This is a genomic window from Candidatus Magnetominusculus dajiuhuensis (assembly GCF_046044395.1).
Lineage (GTDB): Bacteria > Nitrospirota > Thermodesulfovibrionia > Thermodesulfovibrionales > Magnetobacteriaceae > Magnetominusculus > Magnetominusculus dajiuhuensis.
In genome coordinates, this window is record NZ_JBJUSG010000079.1 from 1 (window position 1) to 17,635 (window position 17,635).

Sequence of the window (17,635 nt, forward strand, 5' to 3'; positions counted from 1 at the left end):
AATAGGACATTTCTATTTTGGTAAGAATAGGACATTTCTACTTTGGTACGACAGCCTGTGAAAAATATGTTTACATTTTTTATCGTATAATGCTACCTTTACGCGTGGGGGGGCGGCTTTGAGACCCCTTGGGCAAAAATAACTGTTGGGAGCGTTGTTATGAGAAAGGTTGTATTGGCTTACTCCGGTGGACTTGATACGTCGGTTGCCATTAAGTGGATTAAAGAGACTTATGACATAGAAGTCATAGCGTTCTGCGCCGACCTCGGCCAGGGCGAGGAGCTTGGCAACGTGCGCGAGAAGGCCCTCGCAACCGGAGCTTCAAAGGTGTATGTCGAAGATGTGCGGGAGGAGTTCGTAAGAGACTATGTGTTTCCTATGTTCAGGGCCAATGCCTTCTACGAAAACAATTACCTGATGGGGACTTCCATAGCGCGGCCTCTGATTGCCAAAAAACAAATCGAGATAGCTCAAAAGGAAGATGCTGAGTACGTGGCACACGGCGCAACCGGCAAGGGCAACGACCAGGTGCGCTTTGAACTCGGCTGCTATGCCCTGAAACCGGATATTAAAATAATAGCCCCGTGGCGGGAGTGGCCGTTTAAATCGCGTCAGTCCCTTATTGAATACTCGCAAAAGCACGGCATCCCCGTTACCGCCACAAAGGACAAGCCCTATAGCACAGACAGAAACGCCCTGCACATAAGCTACGAGGGGGGGATTTTAGAGGACCCGTGGAATGAACCAACCGCAGACATGTGGACGCTTATGGTACCGCCAGAAAAAGCGCCGGACAAACCTGAATACGTCGAAATCACCTACAAAGACGGCAACCCGGTCATCATTAATGGCAAGGCCATGACACCATATGAGCTGCTTGATGAGATGAACGGCATCGCCGGACGAAACGCCGTGGGCAGGATTGACATAGTGGAAAACCGATATGTGGGCATAAAATCCAGAGGGGTGTATGAAACACCGGGCGGCACAGTCCTCCATGCGGCACACAGGGCGGTGGAGTCTATAACGATGGACAGAGAGGTGCTTCACCTGAGGGATTCATTAATACAAAGATACGCCGAGATGGTTTACTACGGGTACTGGTTTTCACCGGAGCGCCTGGCGCTTCAAAAATTTATTGATGAGACGCAGACAAATGTCACCGGCACGGCACGCCTGAAGCTCTACAAGGGCGGCTGCATGGTTGTGGGGAGAAAATCCCCTGTGTCGCTCTATGACGCCGGCCTTGCCACGTTTGAAGAGGAAGACGTGTATAATCAGGCCGATGCCGCGGGATTTATAAAACTCAACGCGTTGAGGTTAAAAAACGCCCATATTAGGGAACGGTAAAAGTGCAGGATGAACTGAAATACCTGCTTGCCCTGTCGTCTATTCCGGTTATTGGCCCGGGCACTACCAGAAAACTGTTAAACGCCTTTGGGACGCCTGAGAACATCTTTCGGGCCTCGCTGAAGGACCTCCTTCAGGTCGGGGGCGTTGGCAAGGGGCGGGCAGAGGGGATAGCAAACTTTAAGGCATGGGGCGAGGCGGACAAGGTAATAGAGAAATGCGAAAAAGAAGGAATTCGTATCCTGTACTATAAGGACGCCGATTATCCACCCCTGCTTAAACAGCTTGCCGACCACCCGTTAATCCTCTTTGCAAAGGGGCGGGTTAGGGAAGAGGACCGTTATGCCATTGCCATAGTTGGGACGAGAAAGGCCTCGCACTACGGGATAAGCGTTACGGAGAGATTCACCGCCCAGCTTGTAGAGATGGGCTTTACGATTATAAGCGGTATGGCGCGTGGGATTGACACTGCGGCACACAGAAAGGCTATACAAAACAATGGCAGCACAATAGCCGTTTTAGGCTGCGGTGTTGATGTCGTTTATCCCCCTGAGAGCGCATGGCTCTACCGGAGGATAATCGAAGAGGGGGCGGTTGTGTCTGAGTTTTTGCCGGGCACCAAGCCCTTGAGGGAAAACTTTCCCGTTAGAAACAGGCTGATAAGCGGGCTTTCGCTTGGGGTGCTCGTCGTTGAGGCATCGCAAAAGAGTGGGGCGTTGATTACGGCGGAGTTTGCCCTTGAGCAGGGCAGAGAGGTCTTTGCCGTGCCCGGCAATATTATGTCGTCATCGTTTGCTGGTACGCACAGCCTGATTCAGAAGGGGGCAAAACTCGTCCAAAGCGCAGATGACATTGTGGAGGAACTCAGGCATATCTTAAAGGGTTTTGTAAAGTCCACAAAAAAGGCCGAGATTGCCCTTGACGCGGAGGAAAAGCGGCTCTGCGCCCAAATCTCCTATGAGCCTGTCCACATAGATGAAATAATTCGCCACAGTGGTGTTGCTTCAAACGAGGTACTTACATTATTATTAGGGCTTGAAATAAAAGGAGTGATTAAGCAAATTGATGGAAAGAAGTTTCAGCTTGTTTAACGGCGTGGAGGATAAATGTATAAGAGATTTGTGACACTGCTAAGGATAATCGCCAATGAGATAATCAGCAGCGATATGAACTTTGACGAGTCAAAGATAAAAATGGCCATTGATGAGTACAATATCACTGACCTATACGATGACCTGTCGAATCTTGAAGGTCTTGACATTATGAGCGATGAGGACATTGATACGCTGAAGGCGTTTCTTGCGTATGTCGTCTCAAAAGACACGTATATGGACAGGGACGACGTCTATTCGCTGATATTCGGCAATGGCAAAAGGATATCATGGCACTAAGAAAAAAGAAGGACACCGCGCAAACCGTCCCGGTTGAAATTGTTGAAATCACCGAATCCAATGAATCACATGTCGCCGGGGGCGGCCTGGTAATCGTGGAATCCCCGGCCAAGGCAAAGACAATAGGAAAGATACTCGGCAAGGGATTTTCTGTAAAGGCCTCAGTCGGGCACATCCTTGACTTACCCAAAAAGGAACTCGGCGTTGATACGGGAAACGGCTATGAGCCGAAATACATAACCATTCCCGGAAAGGAAAAAGTCATCAGTGAACTTAGGGCTGCGGCCCAAAAGGCGTCAAACATATACCTTGCCCCCGACCCTGACCGCGAAGGGGAGGCAATCGCCTGGCATATAGCCGAGACCATTGCCTCCGAGACCGCCTCGTCCAATGTATACCGCGTCACGTTCAACGAAATAACCGAACGAGCCGTTAAAGAGGCCATGAAGTCCCCGTCTCTGATAGATACGAATAAGGTCTACGCCCAGCAGGCCAGGCGTGTGCTTGACAGGCTGGTTGGCTACACACTAAGCCCCTTGTTGTGGAAAAAGATAAGCTTCGGACTCGGCCTCAGCGCTGGAAGGGTGCAGTCTGTTGCTGTCCGCATAGTGGTTGAAAGGGAGAGGGAGATAGAGGCGTTTAATCAGGAGGAGTATTGGTCTATAACCGCTAAATACATGGGGAGTGTTGAGCCGGAGTTCCCCGCCCGCCTGTTTAAGTACAAGGGTGAGACGGTAATTGAACGATCTCTCAAGACATCCAACGACCCCGCGCGCAAAGAAAACAAGTTCCTGATAACCTCTGAAAAAGACGCGACTCTTATTAAGGAAACCCTTCAGAAGAGAGATTATTCCCTGCTGGCCATAGACAGAAAGGAGAAAAAACGCACCCCTTATCCTCCATTCATAACGAGCACGCTTCAGCAGGAGGCATCAAGAAAGTTAAGATTCCCCGCAAAGAAGACCATGTCAACCGCCCAGCGCCTCTATGAGGGCGTGGCGATTGGTAAAAAAGGCGCGGTAGGACTAATAACATACATGCGTACCGATTCAACCAGAATAGCCCCTGAGGCCGTTGCCTGGTCTCGTGAGTATATAGAGAGGACATTCGGCAAGGACTATCTCCCGCCAAAACCGCACCACTACAAGGTAAAGGCGGCCGCTCAGGAGGCACATGAGGCCATAAGGCCGACATATGTGGAATATCCCCCGGAGGTGGTAGATCAGTATTTACCGCGCGACCAGTTTGCCCTCTATGAACTCATCTGGAAGCGTTTTATCGCCAGCCAGATGGCCACCGCCCTGATGGAGCTGACCACCTTCGACATATTTGACGACACTAAGGAGGCGCAGTTCAGGGCAACGGGGACGGTTATCAAGTTCAAGGGATTTCTCGCCCTTTATTCTGAGACGCCGGACATTGAAGAGGCAGACGGGGCAACCCTGCTTCCATATTTAAAAGAAGGCGACGCACTAAGACTCCTTGATCTGCGGCCACAGCAGCATTTCACGCAGCCCCCGCCCAGATTTACGGAGGCAACCCTTGTAAAGACCCTTGAGGACAAGGGCATTGGCAGGCCAAGCACATACGCCGCCATACTCTCCACTATTGAAGCCCGCAAGTACGTGGTGAAGGAAGACGGCAAGTTCAAACCATCCGGGCTGGGCACGTTGGTAAACAATTTTCTCGTCAAACGCTTTCACGACTTAATAGATATACCGTTCACGGCCAAAATGGAGGATGACCTTGATAAGATAGAATCAGGTGAGATTCTCTGGAATAATGTGATTGGGGATTTTTACCTGCCCTTTACCAAAGACATCGAAACGGCCTCTATGGACAATGAAAAAGTGTTTATATCCACGAATGAGGTATGCGATAAATGCTCACAACCGATGGTAATGAAGGCAGGCAGATTCGGGACGTTCCTTGCGTGTTCGGGCTATCCTGAATGTAAAAATACACGTCCTATTGATCCGGTAACCGGAGAGATTCAGCAAGAGACACCAGTAGAGCAGTCCGGTGAAATCTGCGACAAATGCTCAAACCCAATGGTTATCAAAACGGGCAGATTTGGCAAATTCCTAAGCTGCTCAAACTATCCCACATGTAAAAATATAAAACCCATCCCCACGGGGCTGAAATGTCCCCTTGACGGCGGCGATATAATCGAACGCAAGTCAACGAAGGGCAGGTTTAAAGGCAAGATATTTTACGCCTGTGGCAACTATCCCGACTGCAAATATATATCCTCCTACAAGCCGGTGGAAGAGGTGTGCCCCAACTGCAGTGCGCCGCTGCTTTATGAAAAAACAGATAAGTCCGGCGATAGGACGATCTTTTGTCAAAACAATGACTGCAAATATACCAGAGTTCAATCATAAGCCATTGTTGGTGTGCATAGGTGGAGCACATAGCAGTTGTGGGAAGACCACGCTGGCAGAGCGCCTCCTGACGCGTCTGAAAGCGAGGAAAAATGGCGCGTGGGGTGCGGTTAAATACACGCAGACGGCCTTTTATACGTCTGTGTCCGACGCGGTGGACACTGGAGATAAGGACACGGCGAGGCTGCTTAACGCGGGGGCACAGAGGGTCCAATGGATTCAATCCCCGCGACATGAACTTGAGGAGGTCATCAGAATCGCCCTTGATAAGTTCTGGGATATGGATGGCATACTGGTAGAGGGAAACAGCCCCACAGGGCATATAGAGTTTGATGTTGTGGCCTTTGTCTTCGGAGATGACCCGCTTAAGATAAAAGACAGCGCCAAGACGGCGCTAAAGAAGGCGTCGGTGCTGGTGTTGCGGGATTTTCAGTTGGACACGTTGCCGTATGTGCCCTTGTCAGGCGGCGTGAAAACCTGCAATGTCAGGGCATATGATGAGAAATGGGATGAGCAGACAATGGAAAGTGCGGGTGAAAACAGAGATAACTGGGACAACTGCGCTGAGGTAATATTGGATGAGATTGTCAGGAAAGAGATAGAGATAACCCTCACCGGACTGTCGCAGGACGGGAAGATTCCATGCGCGCTGGCAAGAAAGGCCGCTGAGGGACTTGGCGTTTCGTACGGCACACTGGGGGATGCGGCAAATTTGCTAAACATCAGGATAACGTCCTGCGAGCTGGGGTGTTTCTAATTGATTTTGACATTTGAACTTGCGCTGACCGCGTATTTTATCGCCACTATATTGGCAATTCTCGATTTAATGAAGGGAAGCAGGGCTACCTCAGGGGGTATGGCCATGTTTGCTGGCGCCGGTTTTATACTTCACACGTTAAACGTGGTACTGCGGCTCTTCGTCTCCGGGCATATGCCGACGGCCAGTTTGCATGAGGCGGCCTCTTTTTTCACGTGGTGCATTGTATTGGTTTTTTTTATAATTGAGTACAGGTATAAGATGGGATTGCTGGGGTCATTTGTCTTACCCGGGGTGTTTATTCTCATGTTGTCCTCGTCTGTGTTGCCGCGTGAGCTTAGGCCGCTGCCTGTGATATTAAGGAATTCGTGGCTCTGGCTTCACACAGTATTGGCTTTTGTGGGGGAGGCCGCCCTTGCGGTTGCCTGCGGGGTAGGCATGATGTATTTGATACAGGAGCGGCACGTAAAGTCAAAGAGGCTGGACGGCCTTTTTCACCGCCTGCCAAGCCTGAAGGTGCTTGACGAGGTAAATTATCGTCTGATAACGATAGGGTTTCCGCTGTTGACGCTTGCGATAATCACAGGTGCCCTGTGGTCAGAGGCCATATGGGGCACGTACTGGAGATGGGACCCTAAGGAGGTCTGGTCATTGATAACATGGTTGTTTTATGCCATAGTGCTTCACGCGCGCCTGACGGCCGGGTGGCACGGCAGGCGCACGGCAATCCTCTCGGCGGCCGGATTCATAGCCATACTGTTTACCTTTTTTGGGGTGAATTTACTACTAAAGACGTTTCATGGATTCGAATGACTATCCTGGTAATAGGGCTTAATCACAAGACGGCTGAGGTTGAGGTAAGGGAGAGTATCGCCTTTGACAGCGAAAAGATAATAAAAGGTTTGACTGGCCTGCGCGCGCTGCAGGGGGTCAAAGAGGCCATAATCCTCTCTACGTGCAACCGCGTGGAGTTGTATTTACACGCGGACGGCGACTCAAATACAGTTGGGCGAGTTAAAGAATACCTTTCGGGGTTTCATAACATTCCGGTGGAAGTCCTTGATGGTGCCCTCTATGCCTATGGCGGCATGGATGGCGTAAGGCATCTGTTTCGGGTTGCCTCGTCTTTGGATTCGATGGTTGTAGGAGAGCCGCAAATTCTGGGGCAATTGAAGGATTCCTACGATATCGGGCTTAAGGAGCAATCATCAGGCATTATACTAAACAAGCTGATGAAAAAGGCCATCTCTGTGGCAAAGCGAGTCAGAACTGAGACGAAGATAGCCGAAAACGCGGTCTCAATAGGATATGCGGCGGTTGAGCTGGCAAAAAAGATATTCGGAGATTTGGGCGATAAGGTCTTTATGCTCCTCGGTGCCGGTGAGATGGCGGAACTGGCGGCAAGGCACTTAACTGGCAGCGGCGTAAAAGAGGTAATAGTGGCCAACAGGACGTACGAGAGGGGGCTGGCCCTCGCGGTGGAGTTCTCAGGAAGGGCGATTGAATTCAGCGAGTTTAAGAGCGAGCTATCGCACTCAGACATAGTAATATGCTCAACCGGCGCGCGTGCTTACGTCTTAGATTTCGCTGAAATGGAAAAGATAATGAAAACCAGAAGACAGCGCCCGGTGTTCATTATTGATATCTCAGTCCCGCGAAATATTGACCCTAAGATAAACAGTCTGGACAACGTATATCTGTACGACATAGACGACCTGCAGGGGGTTGTTGATGCGAATCTGAACGAGCGTCTAAAGGAATCCCTAAAGGCGGAGGAGATAATAAACGAGGAGATAGACGTATTTTTTAATTGGATGCAGTCACTTGACGCGGTGCCGACAATAGTGGCGCTGAGAAAAAATGCCGAAGGTATTAAAAACGAAGAGCTGGCGAAACTCTACCATAAATTTGAAGGAGTGGACGAGAAATACAAACAGGCCGTAGAACAGGCCATGAACTCCATGATAAACAAGCTGCTCCACCCACCGACTACGGCCTTAAAAGGAAACGACGAAGACAAGGACATCCTTATCTCAGTGGTAAGAAAGCTCTACGGCCTTAACGGGAAATAACAGCCGCCATAAGGCCGACCGCTCGCCATTGCAAGATTTCACGCAAATATAATCTATTCTTAATCATTCCTTAATATTCCTGTAACAGCCCTCCGTTTAATATATAGCATGACAAGTGTGCATTGTTAGATTATATGAACTGAGAGCGCGATATTGCAGGAGGGAACATGTCAAAAATAGTTTGTGAGCGGTATGAAGGTCTGTCCGAGCTTGTAACATGCGGGAAGTGTGAGCACGTAAATGTGTGTGTAAGCTACAATGAGTATGTGGGAGCCGAACTTTCCATGGTGTGTGAGCGGTATTTAGACTATGTCTGAACTCGGCCACGTCAGGAAAATACAGGTAAAGACAGGATGAAAGAGCCTTCACAGGAGGCCTTTCTCTGGGGTGTTGCTACGTCCGCGTTTCAGCTTGAGGGCTCCCCTCACGCCGACTGGTCATCCTGGGACACTATACTCAGTGAAAGGCCTGAAATAACCAACCACTATGAGCTGTACAAGAAAGACCTCATCCTCCTGAACGACCTTGGGGTAAACGCATACCGCTTCTCTCTTGAATGGTCGCGCATACAACCGCGTGAACACATGTGGGATGAGCAGGCAATCGAACATTATTTGGAAATCGTAGATATTCTGATAAAATATGGCATTGAGCCTATGCTTACGCTGCATCACTTTACGCATCCCCTTTGGTTTATAAAGAAATACCCCTGGCACGAAGATGGCTCTGTGGATATATTTCTTGCCTACGTCAAAAGAATAGTTGCCGCGGTAAGCAACGTGAAATACTGGATAACCTTTAATGAACCCTATGTCCTCATCCTTGCGGGCTACTTCGAAGGGTGTATTCCCCCTGCGATTAAGGATGTGCAGTTGGGAGTCAGGGCACTTGTGAATATTCTCAGGGCACACTCGGGGGCATATGAGATAATACATGCCGCGTGTCCAAATGCGAAAGTGAGTGTCGCCCATAATATGGCCGCCCTTGCCCCGTGGAGTAAGTGGAATCCCCTTGATAAACTTCTTGCCCGTTTTGCGAGGCATTTTTATAATCAATCCCTGCTTGACGCCTTTGCCACCGGGTTGCTGAGGGTTAAATTCCCATTTAAAGAAGAGATGAAATTTGATGTTCCCATAAAAGGAAAGCTCGACTTCTTTGGCGTGAACTACTACACAAGAATCCACATGAGGTTTAACCCATTTAAAAAGATGGGTGTTGAGATGAGACACCTCGACATAGATGGCCACGGGCTTACCGACATGGGGTGGGAGATATACCCGCGTGGCCTTGAAAAGATGCTGAAATTTGCCTCGACTTTGAACGTTTCCCTGATAATAACCGAAAACGGCATCGCCACAAAGGACAGCCACGAAAAGATTCGATTTATAAAGAAACATATTGACACAATAGAGCACTGTAAAAAAAGGCATGGATTGGACATAAGAGGCTATTTCTACTGGTCACTGATAGACAACTACGAGTGGCTCAACGGCCTCGACGCCCGCTTCGGGCTTTATAACGTCAACTTCGAGACCCTGCAACGTAAACCTACAAACGCCGCCACATACTATTCTCATATCATTAAAAATAGAAAATTGTAAACTTCCATAGAATTTTCTACTGTCAAATATTTAACCGTATTGTAATGTTAAAGTCATCAACTGTAACACATGCTTCATAATGCTGTAATATTCATTCGTTATAATAGTTGTCACATATGATGGACTATGATACATACTGATATGCTGCTGTGTGACTTTCATATACACACAACTTACTCCGACGGCTCGGTAGAGCTGAGGAAGGCAATAGATATTTTTGGCCAGGCCGGCTTCGACGCAATAGCCATTACCGACCATGTGGTAAGCGGTGATAACTCATTCGGCAAACTCGCACATCGCTTTAAATATTCTGTAACGGCCAATAACTTCAACCAATACATCGCCCACATAAAGGAAGAGGCCAAAAGGGCATATGACAAATATGGTATGGTCGTCATTGCTGGCATCGAGATAACAAAAAACCGTCTTTCTGTCAACGACTCAGCCCACATACTGATTGTTGATGTCAAGGAGTTTATACCCGCGTGTCTGAGTTATGAGGAAATATTTCTCCAGGCAAAGTCTCAGAAGGCCCTGATTATAGCCTGCCATCCGCATTACATGTCAGGCACGGGCGACCGCGACACACTCTTCCTCTGGAATAACAGGGAAAAATATGCCCGTTATATAGACGCGTGGGAGATTGCCAACAGGGATGATGTCTTCAATGTCGTAAGTCTGGAAAAGTACCCCCATATCGCAAACAGCGACTTCCATAAACCGAAACACCTCTTTTCGTGGAAAACTCTCCTGAACTGTGTTAACGACATAGATTCCATAAAACAATGTATCCGGCATAACAAAGGTGTGGCTATTACACTATTTAGAAACTAGGAGGTAGAGAAATGTGGGTTTTAACGGTAATGTTGGTAGTTGTCATCGCCTTGTATCTGCTTGAGGCGCTTGCAATCAGGTCTTATACGACTTCCCCCAAGCCGGACAGCGGCGGGAGCTTTCCCGCTATTTCAATCCTGAAACCGCTCAAGGGTCTTGAGGATTGCCTGTTTGATAACCTTGAGAGCTTCTGTAATCTTGACTATCCCGTCTATGAGGTAATCTTTACACTTCAGGACCAGAACGACCCCGCGTATAAAGTAGTGAGGAAAATCAAGGACAAATACCGTTGTAAGGATATTTCTATTGTCGTTGAACATTGCGACGCGGGATTAAACCCAAAGGTCAATAATCTTATTCCGGCGTATAAAATGGCAAAACACGGCCTGATACTTATCAGCGACAGCAATGTCCGCGTGGAAAAAGACTACTTAACTGACATTTCCCGGCATATGGACGACCCGTCTGTCGGTCTGGTAAGCAATATTATAAGGGGAGTAAGCGGCCGTTCACTTGGGGCTGTCATGGAAAATCTCCACCTGAATTCTTTTGTCGCTAGCAGTGTCTGTGTCCTCGATAAATATCTGGATATGCCGTGTGTTGTCGGGAAATCAATGCTCATGACAAAAGAAGACCTTGAGGCCATCGGCGGCTTTACCGGCGTTAAGGACTTTCTTGCCGAGGACTACATAATCGGCCAGAGAATCCATGCGCTTGGGAAAAAGGTTGTTCTTTCCAATCATCTTATTAATAACGTCAATGAATACTGGGGTGTAGGGCGTTTTATTAACCGGCACACACGGTGGGGAAAGCTGAGATGGCAAATCGGAGGCGCTAAGTACCTCTCTGAACTGTTCACTAATGCCGTGTTTATGGCCTTCATTCTTTTGCTTATTATGCCGGTGTCAACCGCATCAGTGTCGTTTATGGCGGCGGTTAGTTTGCTAAAGGTTGCCCACGACATGTATATTGGGTCAAGGCTTCGCGCCGGGATGAGCCCCTTGCTGTATTTGTTATCCCCGGTCAAGGACATCATCATAGGGTTTATTTGGTTTGTGCCGATTTTCAGCAGCACCGTCAACTGGAGAGGCAACAGATATGTCATCGGCAAGGGTTCAGCCTTATCGCCACTGCCAGACAACGGCTTGTGGTTACTAATATACAGACTGCTAAGGGATTAACGACGAAGGGGGATAATCCCCCTTCACCCGTATTTTTGCCAACGTTTTGTCTGTTGAGTTTGGGCTGCCGCCCGTTGGCGGCTTCTGTTCTTTTTGGCGAGATTTCGCAATAATATAATCTATTCTTAATAATTCCTTAATATTCTTGTAACAGCCCATTGTTTAATATACAGCATGTAGCGGTATATCCTGACCATAGGAGGGAAAAATGAGACATTGTGATGACTGTAATTCCCAGCTTGAACTTAAAGGTGAGTACTTTGCAGGTAATATGTATTTATGCGCAAAGTGTGAAGTCAGGTACTTTTTCCCCATGGTTTGTATGGAACAATGAGCATATTGAAGGAGGCATACATATGAAAATGAAATGGACATTGGATGATATTTTGGCTAAAAAACCAAAGGATTACGACTTAGGCGACGAGAGAGAACATATCTACAGGTTAATAGACACGAATGCCTTAACTATACACTTCCAGCCTGTCTATTCGTCGAAAGATGGGGGCGTCTATGGATATGAAGCCCTTACCAGACTTATAAGGACTTCGTCGCCGTTTAACATAGGCGAGTTGTTTGAAAAGGCTAAGGCAACTAACACCCTGTCACTATTGGATTCGGCGTGTCAGGAAAATGCCCTCGTAAAGGCATCCCAGGAGGGTATCAGCAAGACCGATTCTTACCTGTTCATAAACATCTGCCCTGAGACGATCACAGATAACCCCGGATGGTGTGAGATTACTGACCACTATATAAGGGAATGGGGTTTGTCAAAAGATAAAATTGTCCTTGAAATAACCGAAGAAAGCGCCATCGCAAACTACGACGTGTTCAATAAGGTAGTTCGTAGGTTTAAAGATACGGGCTATAAGATAGCGATAGATGATTTCGGCGTAGGCTATGGCGGTCTGAAGATGCTGTCAATCATCGAACCAGATTATGTAAAAATAGACAGGCACTTTATCTCCGACGTGAACAAGGCCCTTATCAAGCATAACCTGGTTGACGCCGTTACGACCGTCTGCCACAGGCTTGGTATAAAGGTTATTGCCGAGGGAATAGAAACCCAAGAGGAACTCAAGCATGTTATGAACATGGGTATAGAGTTATTGCAGGGGTTTTATTTGCAAAAGCCCGCCGCTGGCTTAAACAACGAGGCCAAAGTCGAAATTTGCTCCCTGAAGGGGGAGAGACTTCAGAATTACGGCAAATTTCCTGACAATGTATTCATAGGCGATATTGCGGTCAGGAAAGCCTGCCTCCTTCCAGATACTACCTTGATGGAGGCCTTTAATACTTTAATAAGTAATAATGAGTTTAGATGTCTGCCTGTTATCGAAGACGACAGGATTTTCGGAATAGTCAACAGGCAAAGGTTTTTAGAAAATCAGATGTTGGGCAAGTGCGGCTATGGCAGCGCCCTCAACTATCGTAAGAGAGTCAAGGACATGATGGAGACACAGTTTCTCTCGGTAGAGGGGAACGTTTCGATTGAAGATGTTGCCGGGATGGTCAGAATGAGGAAGGTTGAATTGCTTTATGACGACATCAGCGTGACAAGAAATGGAAAATACCTTGGTTCTGTTACTATAAGCGAGCTGTTAGCGGCTGTAACCGAAAAATCCATATCTCTTGCGAAGAATGCGAATCCCCTTACCGGGCTGCCCGGTAACAAATCTATCTCTGAGGAGATAAACAAGAGACTTACCCAAAACATACACTTCGATGTCTGCTACATAGACCTTGATAATTTTAAACCGTACAACGACAACTATGGTTTTGAAAAGGGCGATGTGGTAATCAGGACGCTGGGGCAGATATTGGAGGAAATTGTGAGGGTGCAGCAGCACGATTTTAATTTCGTCGGGCATATCGGCGGGGATGATTTTATCCTGCTTGCCCATCCGAACAAGTCAATGGCGCTTTGCGATATGCTGATAGAGAGTTTTAAGTCAAAACTAAGGGAATTTCACGGCGAAGACGACTATGAAAGGGGATATTATGATTCAGTAAGCAGAAAAGGACAGGCAGAAAGATATTGCCTTTTGTCCTTATCAATTGGTGTGGTGAGTACCGAGATATATAAAATAGAATCCTTCGCGCATCTGGCGTCCATAGCAACGGATGTCAAGAAGGCCGCTAAGTCAAAGGAGGGGTTTTCAATTGTCAGAGACAAGAGGATGCACTGTGGGCACGAGCAAGTGGATGGCAACAGTGAGGATGCCGCTTAGATGGATTGGGTGGATAACACTGAGGATGGGTGATAGATGGATGAGGTAAGGCAGCTCAACTTTTATTATGCGGGTGGTGTGCGCGCCCTTAAAAACATAAATATTCCCATACACGCACACGCCATAACTGCCCTTATAGGGCCGTCGGGCTGCGGCAAGACAACGCTGCTAAGGTGTTTTAACCGGATGCACGACCTCTACCCCGGTAACCGCTATGAAGGGGAGATCATGTTTAATGACGTAAATATTCTGGCCGAGCACACAGACATCATTGAGCTGCGCAGCCGTGTAGGGATGGTGTTTCAAAAACCAACCCCATTTCCTATGTCAATATACGAAAACGTTGCCTATGGGCTGCGGCTTAGGGGGGTAAAAAGACGCGACGAACTTGACGGGCATATTGAGGTTGCCCTCAAACAGGCCGCCATTTGGGATGAGGTCAAACACAAAATCAACGAGAGCGCCTACACGCTCTCAGGTGGGCAGCAGCAGCGCCTCGTCATAGCCCGCGCCCTCGCCGTTGCACCAGAAGTGCTGCTTTTTGATGAGCCTACCTCGGCGCTTGACCCCATCTCCACATCCAAAATCGAAGACCTGGCGGTTGAATTAAAAGAGACCGTTACAATAGTAATCGTCACACACAACATGCAGCAGGCCGCAAGGATGAGCGATTACACGGGATTTATAATGCTTGGCGAGCTGATAGAATTTGACGAAACCCCAAGGGTGTTCACATATCCCTCCAATAAACTGACTGAGGATTATATAACCGGCAGATTCGGCTGATAAGAATAATTTTTTATATCGGATATACTATAATGTTCTATCTCGGATATGCTATGGAGGTCCTTTCGTGAATATTTTTACGCGGTTGTATTACCAGTATCGCAAGATTATTAAGGCGATAAAACTCTTTCTGATTATTTCAGGGCCGGGGATAATAGTAATGATCGCCGACAACGACGCGGGCGGCATTACTACGTATGCGGCTACGGGGGCGAAGTATGGCTATAATCTTATATGGGTTATCGTAATACTCATCCCTGTCTGTTATTACGTGCAGGAGATGACGGTACGGCTGGGGGCGGTAACAAAGCGTGGACACGCGGAGGCGATTTTCGAGGGGTTTGGTGCCTTCTGGGGGTGGTTTTCGCTGCTTGATTTGCTGATTGTAAACTGGATGACGATGGTGACGGAGTTCGTCGGCATGACATCCGCCCTTAAAATATTCGGCGTATCGCCCTGGCTGACGGTCATAGTAATGTGCATTGTAATGGTGGGCATGGTACTAAGCGGCAGTTACTGGACGTGGGAGAAGATTACCCTGGTCTTTTGTGGGCTAAACCTGATTTATATACCAGGAGCGTTTATGATTAATCCATCTGTCAGGGATATAATCAGCAATGGGCTGGTTCCCAACTTTCCGGGAGGTTTTAATAACGACTTGTTCTTTTTCCTGATGGCAAATGTCGGCACAACCATAGCCCCATGGATGTTATTCTTCCAGCAGAGCGCCGTTGTTGATAAGGCCATGAAGGAAAAGGACATACCCTGGGGCAAGCTTGATACATTTATGGGTTCGATGTTTACCGGGGTTGTGGCCGTGTTTATCATTATCGTCACCGGCACGGTACTAAAAGGGGTGGCCGTTGACGATGCGGCACAGGCGTCTATTATGCTGATGAAGACCAATAAGCATTTGGGCGCTTTAATGGCGATTGGCCTGTTTGACGCCGGTTTCCTTGGCGCGGTTTGCATATCGCTTGCCAGTTCATGGGCATTTGGAGAGGTTTTCGGCTGGGCGCACTCACTAAACTATAAGATAAAAGAGGCCCCCTGGTTTTATGCGTTCTTCTTTTTACTTGTGGCCTCGGCGGGGCTTGTCGTGCTGATTCCAAATGCGCCGCTCGTGCTTATCACACTGTTTGTACAGGTCGTCGCGGTTACGCTGTTGCCTGCCGCTTTGGTCTTTCTGATTCTCCTGTTGAACAACAAAAAGACCATGGGGGAATATACAAATTCTATAACTCAGAACATAGTCACTGTGGGGATAGTGGTGGTTATAATCGTCATATCAAGCATCTATGGGATAAGCACCTTGTTTCCAAATATGCTAAAATAGCGGAGGAGGCAAAGACATTATGATAAGGAGTTTTCTCAAAAATAATTACGCTAAGGTTCGCGAGATAAATAAAAAGTACGAGACACCAAACGTGGAGATGTCGCCGTGGGTAAAGTTCTCGCTGCTGCTGTTGCGGCTTTATCTTATTTTCCTTGTGGTATTGCTTGGTTATAAATTTATTACACTAGTAAGATAGCGGAGGCCGATCTTGAACACTATAATTGACAGAAAGCAGGAACAAGAGACAGGTGCCGAGGTATTCTTTCTAAGTGACCTTATTGGCACAAAGGTATTTAATGGAAACGAAAAGATCGGGAAACTGATGGACCTTGCCATTGTGGAGAAAGAGAAAATCCCCAGAGTTACCCACTTTATCATTCATCGTCCATTTGGCAGCAAGGCGCTTCTCGTACCGTGGGAACGTGTAGCGACGGTCAACGCCGCGAGGATTACCGTTGAACTTGAAAGTCTGAGCCAATATGAGGGCGAGCCGCCCGAAGGCCGGGTGCTCCTGAATACACATATTCTTGATAAGAAGGTCCTTGATATGGATGACAACGAGGTTGATATGGTATATGATATCAAACTGGCCTTGCGTAACAGGGTGCTATATGTTACAGACGTGGATTTCAGCAGATACGCCTTACTAAAAAGACTTGGCCTCAAACCCATAGTGAAGTTTCTGTTCGGGGCAGATTTCCTGAAAAAAGAGACCTTGTCATGGGCTTACGTCCAGCCGCTGCCTGAAAATACAGGCGCATTCAAGGGCAATGTCAAGCTAAATGTCCTGAAAGAGAAACTCACCGATATTCATCCGGTTGACCTGGCGGACATCCTTGAGGAGTTGAACTCTGAACAGCGCCTTGCCATATTCAATGAACTTGAAACAGAACACGCCTCTGATACGCTGGAGGAAATCGAGCCGCGCGTTCAGAGAGAGCTTATCTGTTGCATCAGGAAGGAGAGGGCTGCCGAATTGATCAATGACATGACTCCCGCCCAGGCTGCCGATATACTTGCCATATTGCCAGCGGCGGAGGCGGACGAGATTATGAAATTAATTGATAAGGAAAACGCCCAAAAGGTACAATTCCTGCTTGATAAACATGAGGAGGAGCTTGTCCATTTCTCAACGTCGCATTTTATAAAACTCCCCCCGCGTACACAGGTAAGTCAGTTGCTGCTACAGTATCGTGAAATTGCAAAAGACAAGGACGTGATAATGTACATATACGTGGTTGACGAAAAGGACACGCTGCTCGGCGTGGTTGACCTTAAAGAGGCGTTACAGGCAAGCATAGAGGATAAACTTGAGGCCATTATGACGACAAACGTCATCGCCCTGAAACCGGAAAACACACTTATTGAGGCAGCCGAGATGTTTTCTCGCTACAGCTTCAGGGCTATTCCCGTTACTAATGGCAATGATGTTATCCTTGGGGTGGTTCTCTATCGGGACGTAATGAATTTAAAACACAGGTTTGTGTAAACGGCCATTTAAAACACCTAAGACTGCCTTATCTCCTTGTTTTACAAAGGATCTTGGAGACTGAGGAGAGTACTTTTACCGTAAAATACCAGGGGCGGCAGGTGAGACGGTACGATTGGGCGGGCTAATGAGGCGTGGACACACAGAGGTGATTTCTTTTAGGGGTTGCGGATATGTAATACCAAAATAGAAATGTCCTATTCTACCAAAGTAGAAATGTCCTAAA

16 protein-coding genes are annotated in these 17,635 nt (G+C 47.7%); all 16 read left to right on the plus strand.

Features of this window, described 5'->3' with window-relative positions:
- Nucleotides 1–159 precede the first annotated feature (159 nt).
- Entirely contained in the window at nt 160–1,350 is a 1,191-nt protein-coding gene (locus AB7D94_RS11205; protein ID WP_420265966.1) for an argininosuccinate synthase, read from the plus strand.
- A gap of 2 nt (nt 1,351–1,352) precedes the next feature.
- Complete coding sequence (dprA, locus tag AB7D94_RS11210; RefSeq protein ID WP_420265967.1) at nt 1,353–2,441, plus strand: DNA-processing protein DprA; 1,089 nt, start codon at nt 1,353–1,355, stop codon at nt 2,439–2,441.
- 15 nt (nt 2,442–2,456) lie between these two features.
- The gene (locus tag AB7D94_RS11215; protein WP_420265968.1) at nt 2,457–2,741 is read left to right on the plus strand and encodes a hypothetical protein; all 285 of its coding nucleotides are present in this window, start codon (nt 2,457–2,459) and stop codon (nt 2,739–2,741) included.
- Nucleotides 2,732–5,125 (plus strand): type I DNA topoisomerase, encoded by a 2,394-nt coding sequence (gene topA, locus AB7D94_RS11220; RefSeq protein ID WP_420265969.1) that lies wholly within the window; start codon nt 2,732–2,734, stop codon nt 5,123–5,125. Before AB7D94_RS11215 ends, topA begins: the two co-directional genes overlap by 10 nt.
- A gap of 10 nt (nt 5,126–5,135) precedes the next feature.
- Nucleotides 5,136–5,882, plus strand: a complete 747-nt coding sequence (locus tag AB7D94_RS11225) for a molybdopterin-guanine dinucleotide biosynthesis protein MobB (RefSeq protein WP_420265970.1) — start codon at nt 5,136–5,138, stop codon at nt 5,880–5,882.
- Nucleotides 5,883–6,695 carry a c-type cytochrome biogenesis protein CcsB gene (ccsB, locus tag AB7D94_RS11230; RefSeq protein WP_420265971.1) on the plus strand — a complete coding sequence of 271 codons (813 nt, stop codon included), beginning with the start codon at nt 5,883–5,885 and terminating at the stop codon, nt 6,693–6,695. It begins immediately after the preceding gene.
- A complete protein-coding gene (gene hemA / locus AB7D94_RS11235; RefSeq protein ID WP_420265972.1) occupies nt 6,692–7,954 on the plus strand; it encodes a glutamyl-tRNA reductase in 1,263 nt (420 codons plus the stop codon). Before ccsB ends, hemA begins: the two co-directional genes overlap by 4 nt.
- Before the next feature lie 167 nt (nt 7,955–8,121).
- On the plus strand, nt 8,122–8,271 hold the full coding sequence (locus tag AB7D94_RS11240) for a hypothetical protein (protein ID WP_420265973.1): 150 nt from the start codon (nt 8,122–8,124) through the stop codon (nt 8,269–8,271).
- A 36-nt stretch (nt 8,272–8,307) separates the two neighbouring features.
- Nucleotides 8,308–9,555, plus strand: a complete 1,248-nt coding sequence (locus tag AB7D94_RS11245) for a glycoside hydrolase family 1 protein (RefSeq protein ID WP_420265974.1) — start codon at nt 8,308–8,310, stop codon at nt 9,553–9,555.
- Nucleotides 9,556–9,681: 126 nt separating this feature from the next.
- Nucleotides 9,682–10,389: a PHP domain-containing protein gene (locus tag AB7D94_RS11250; RefSeq protein WP_420265975.1), complete on the plus strand. Its 708-nt coding sequence runs from the start codon at nt 9,682–9,684 to the stop codon at nt 10,387–10,389.
- Between the two features lie 11 nt (nt 10,390–10,400).
- The gene (locus AB7D94_RS11255) at nt 10,401–11,570 is read left to right on the plus strand and encodes a glycosyltransferase (protein WP_420265976.1); all 1,170 of its coding nucleotides are present in this window, start codon (nt 10,401–10,403) and stop codon (nt 11,568–11,570) included.
- 356 nt (nt 11,571–11,926) lie between these two features.
- A complete protein-coding gene (locus tag AB7D94_RS11260) occupies nt 11,927–13,798 on the plus strand; it encodes a GGDEF domain-containing protein (protein WP_420265977.1) in 1,872 nt (623 codons plus the stop codon).
- 36 nt (nt 13,799–13,834) lie between these two features.
- The gene (pstB, locus tag AB7D94_RS11265) at nt 13,835–14,584 is read left to right on the plus strand and encodes a phosphate ABC transporter ATP-binding protein PstB (protein WP_420265978.1); all 750 of its coding nucleotides are present in this window, start codon (nt 13,835–13,837) and stop codon (nt 14,582–14,584) included.
- A 67-nt stretch (nt 14,585–14,651) separates the two neighbouring features.
- On the plus strand, nt 14,652–15,920 hold the full coding sequence (locus tag AB7D94_RS11270) for an NRAMP family divalent metal transporter (RefSeq protein ID WP_420265979.1): 1,269 nt from the start codon (nt 14,652–14,654) through the stop codon (nt 15,918–15,920).
- Nucleotides 15,921–15,939: 19 nt separating this feature from the next.
- Nucleotides 15,940–16,116: a hypothetical protein gene (locus AB7D94_RS11275; protein ID WP_420265980.1), complete on the plus strand. Its 177-nt coding sequence runs from the start codon at nt 15,940–15,942 to the stop codon at nt 16,114–16,116.
- A gap of 12 nt (nt 16,117–16,128) precedes the next feature.
- Nucleotides 16,129–17,409: a magnesium transporter MgtE N-terminal domain-containing protein gene (locus AB7D94_RS11280; RefSeq protein ID WP_420265981.1), complete on the plus strand. Its 1,281-nt coding sequence runs from the start codon at nt 16,129–16,131 to the stop codon at nt 17,407–17,409.
- The last annotated feature ends 226 nt before the right edge of the window (nt 17,410–17,635 follow it).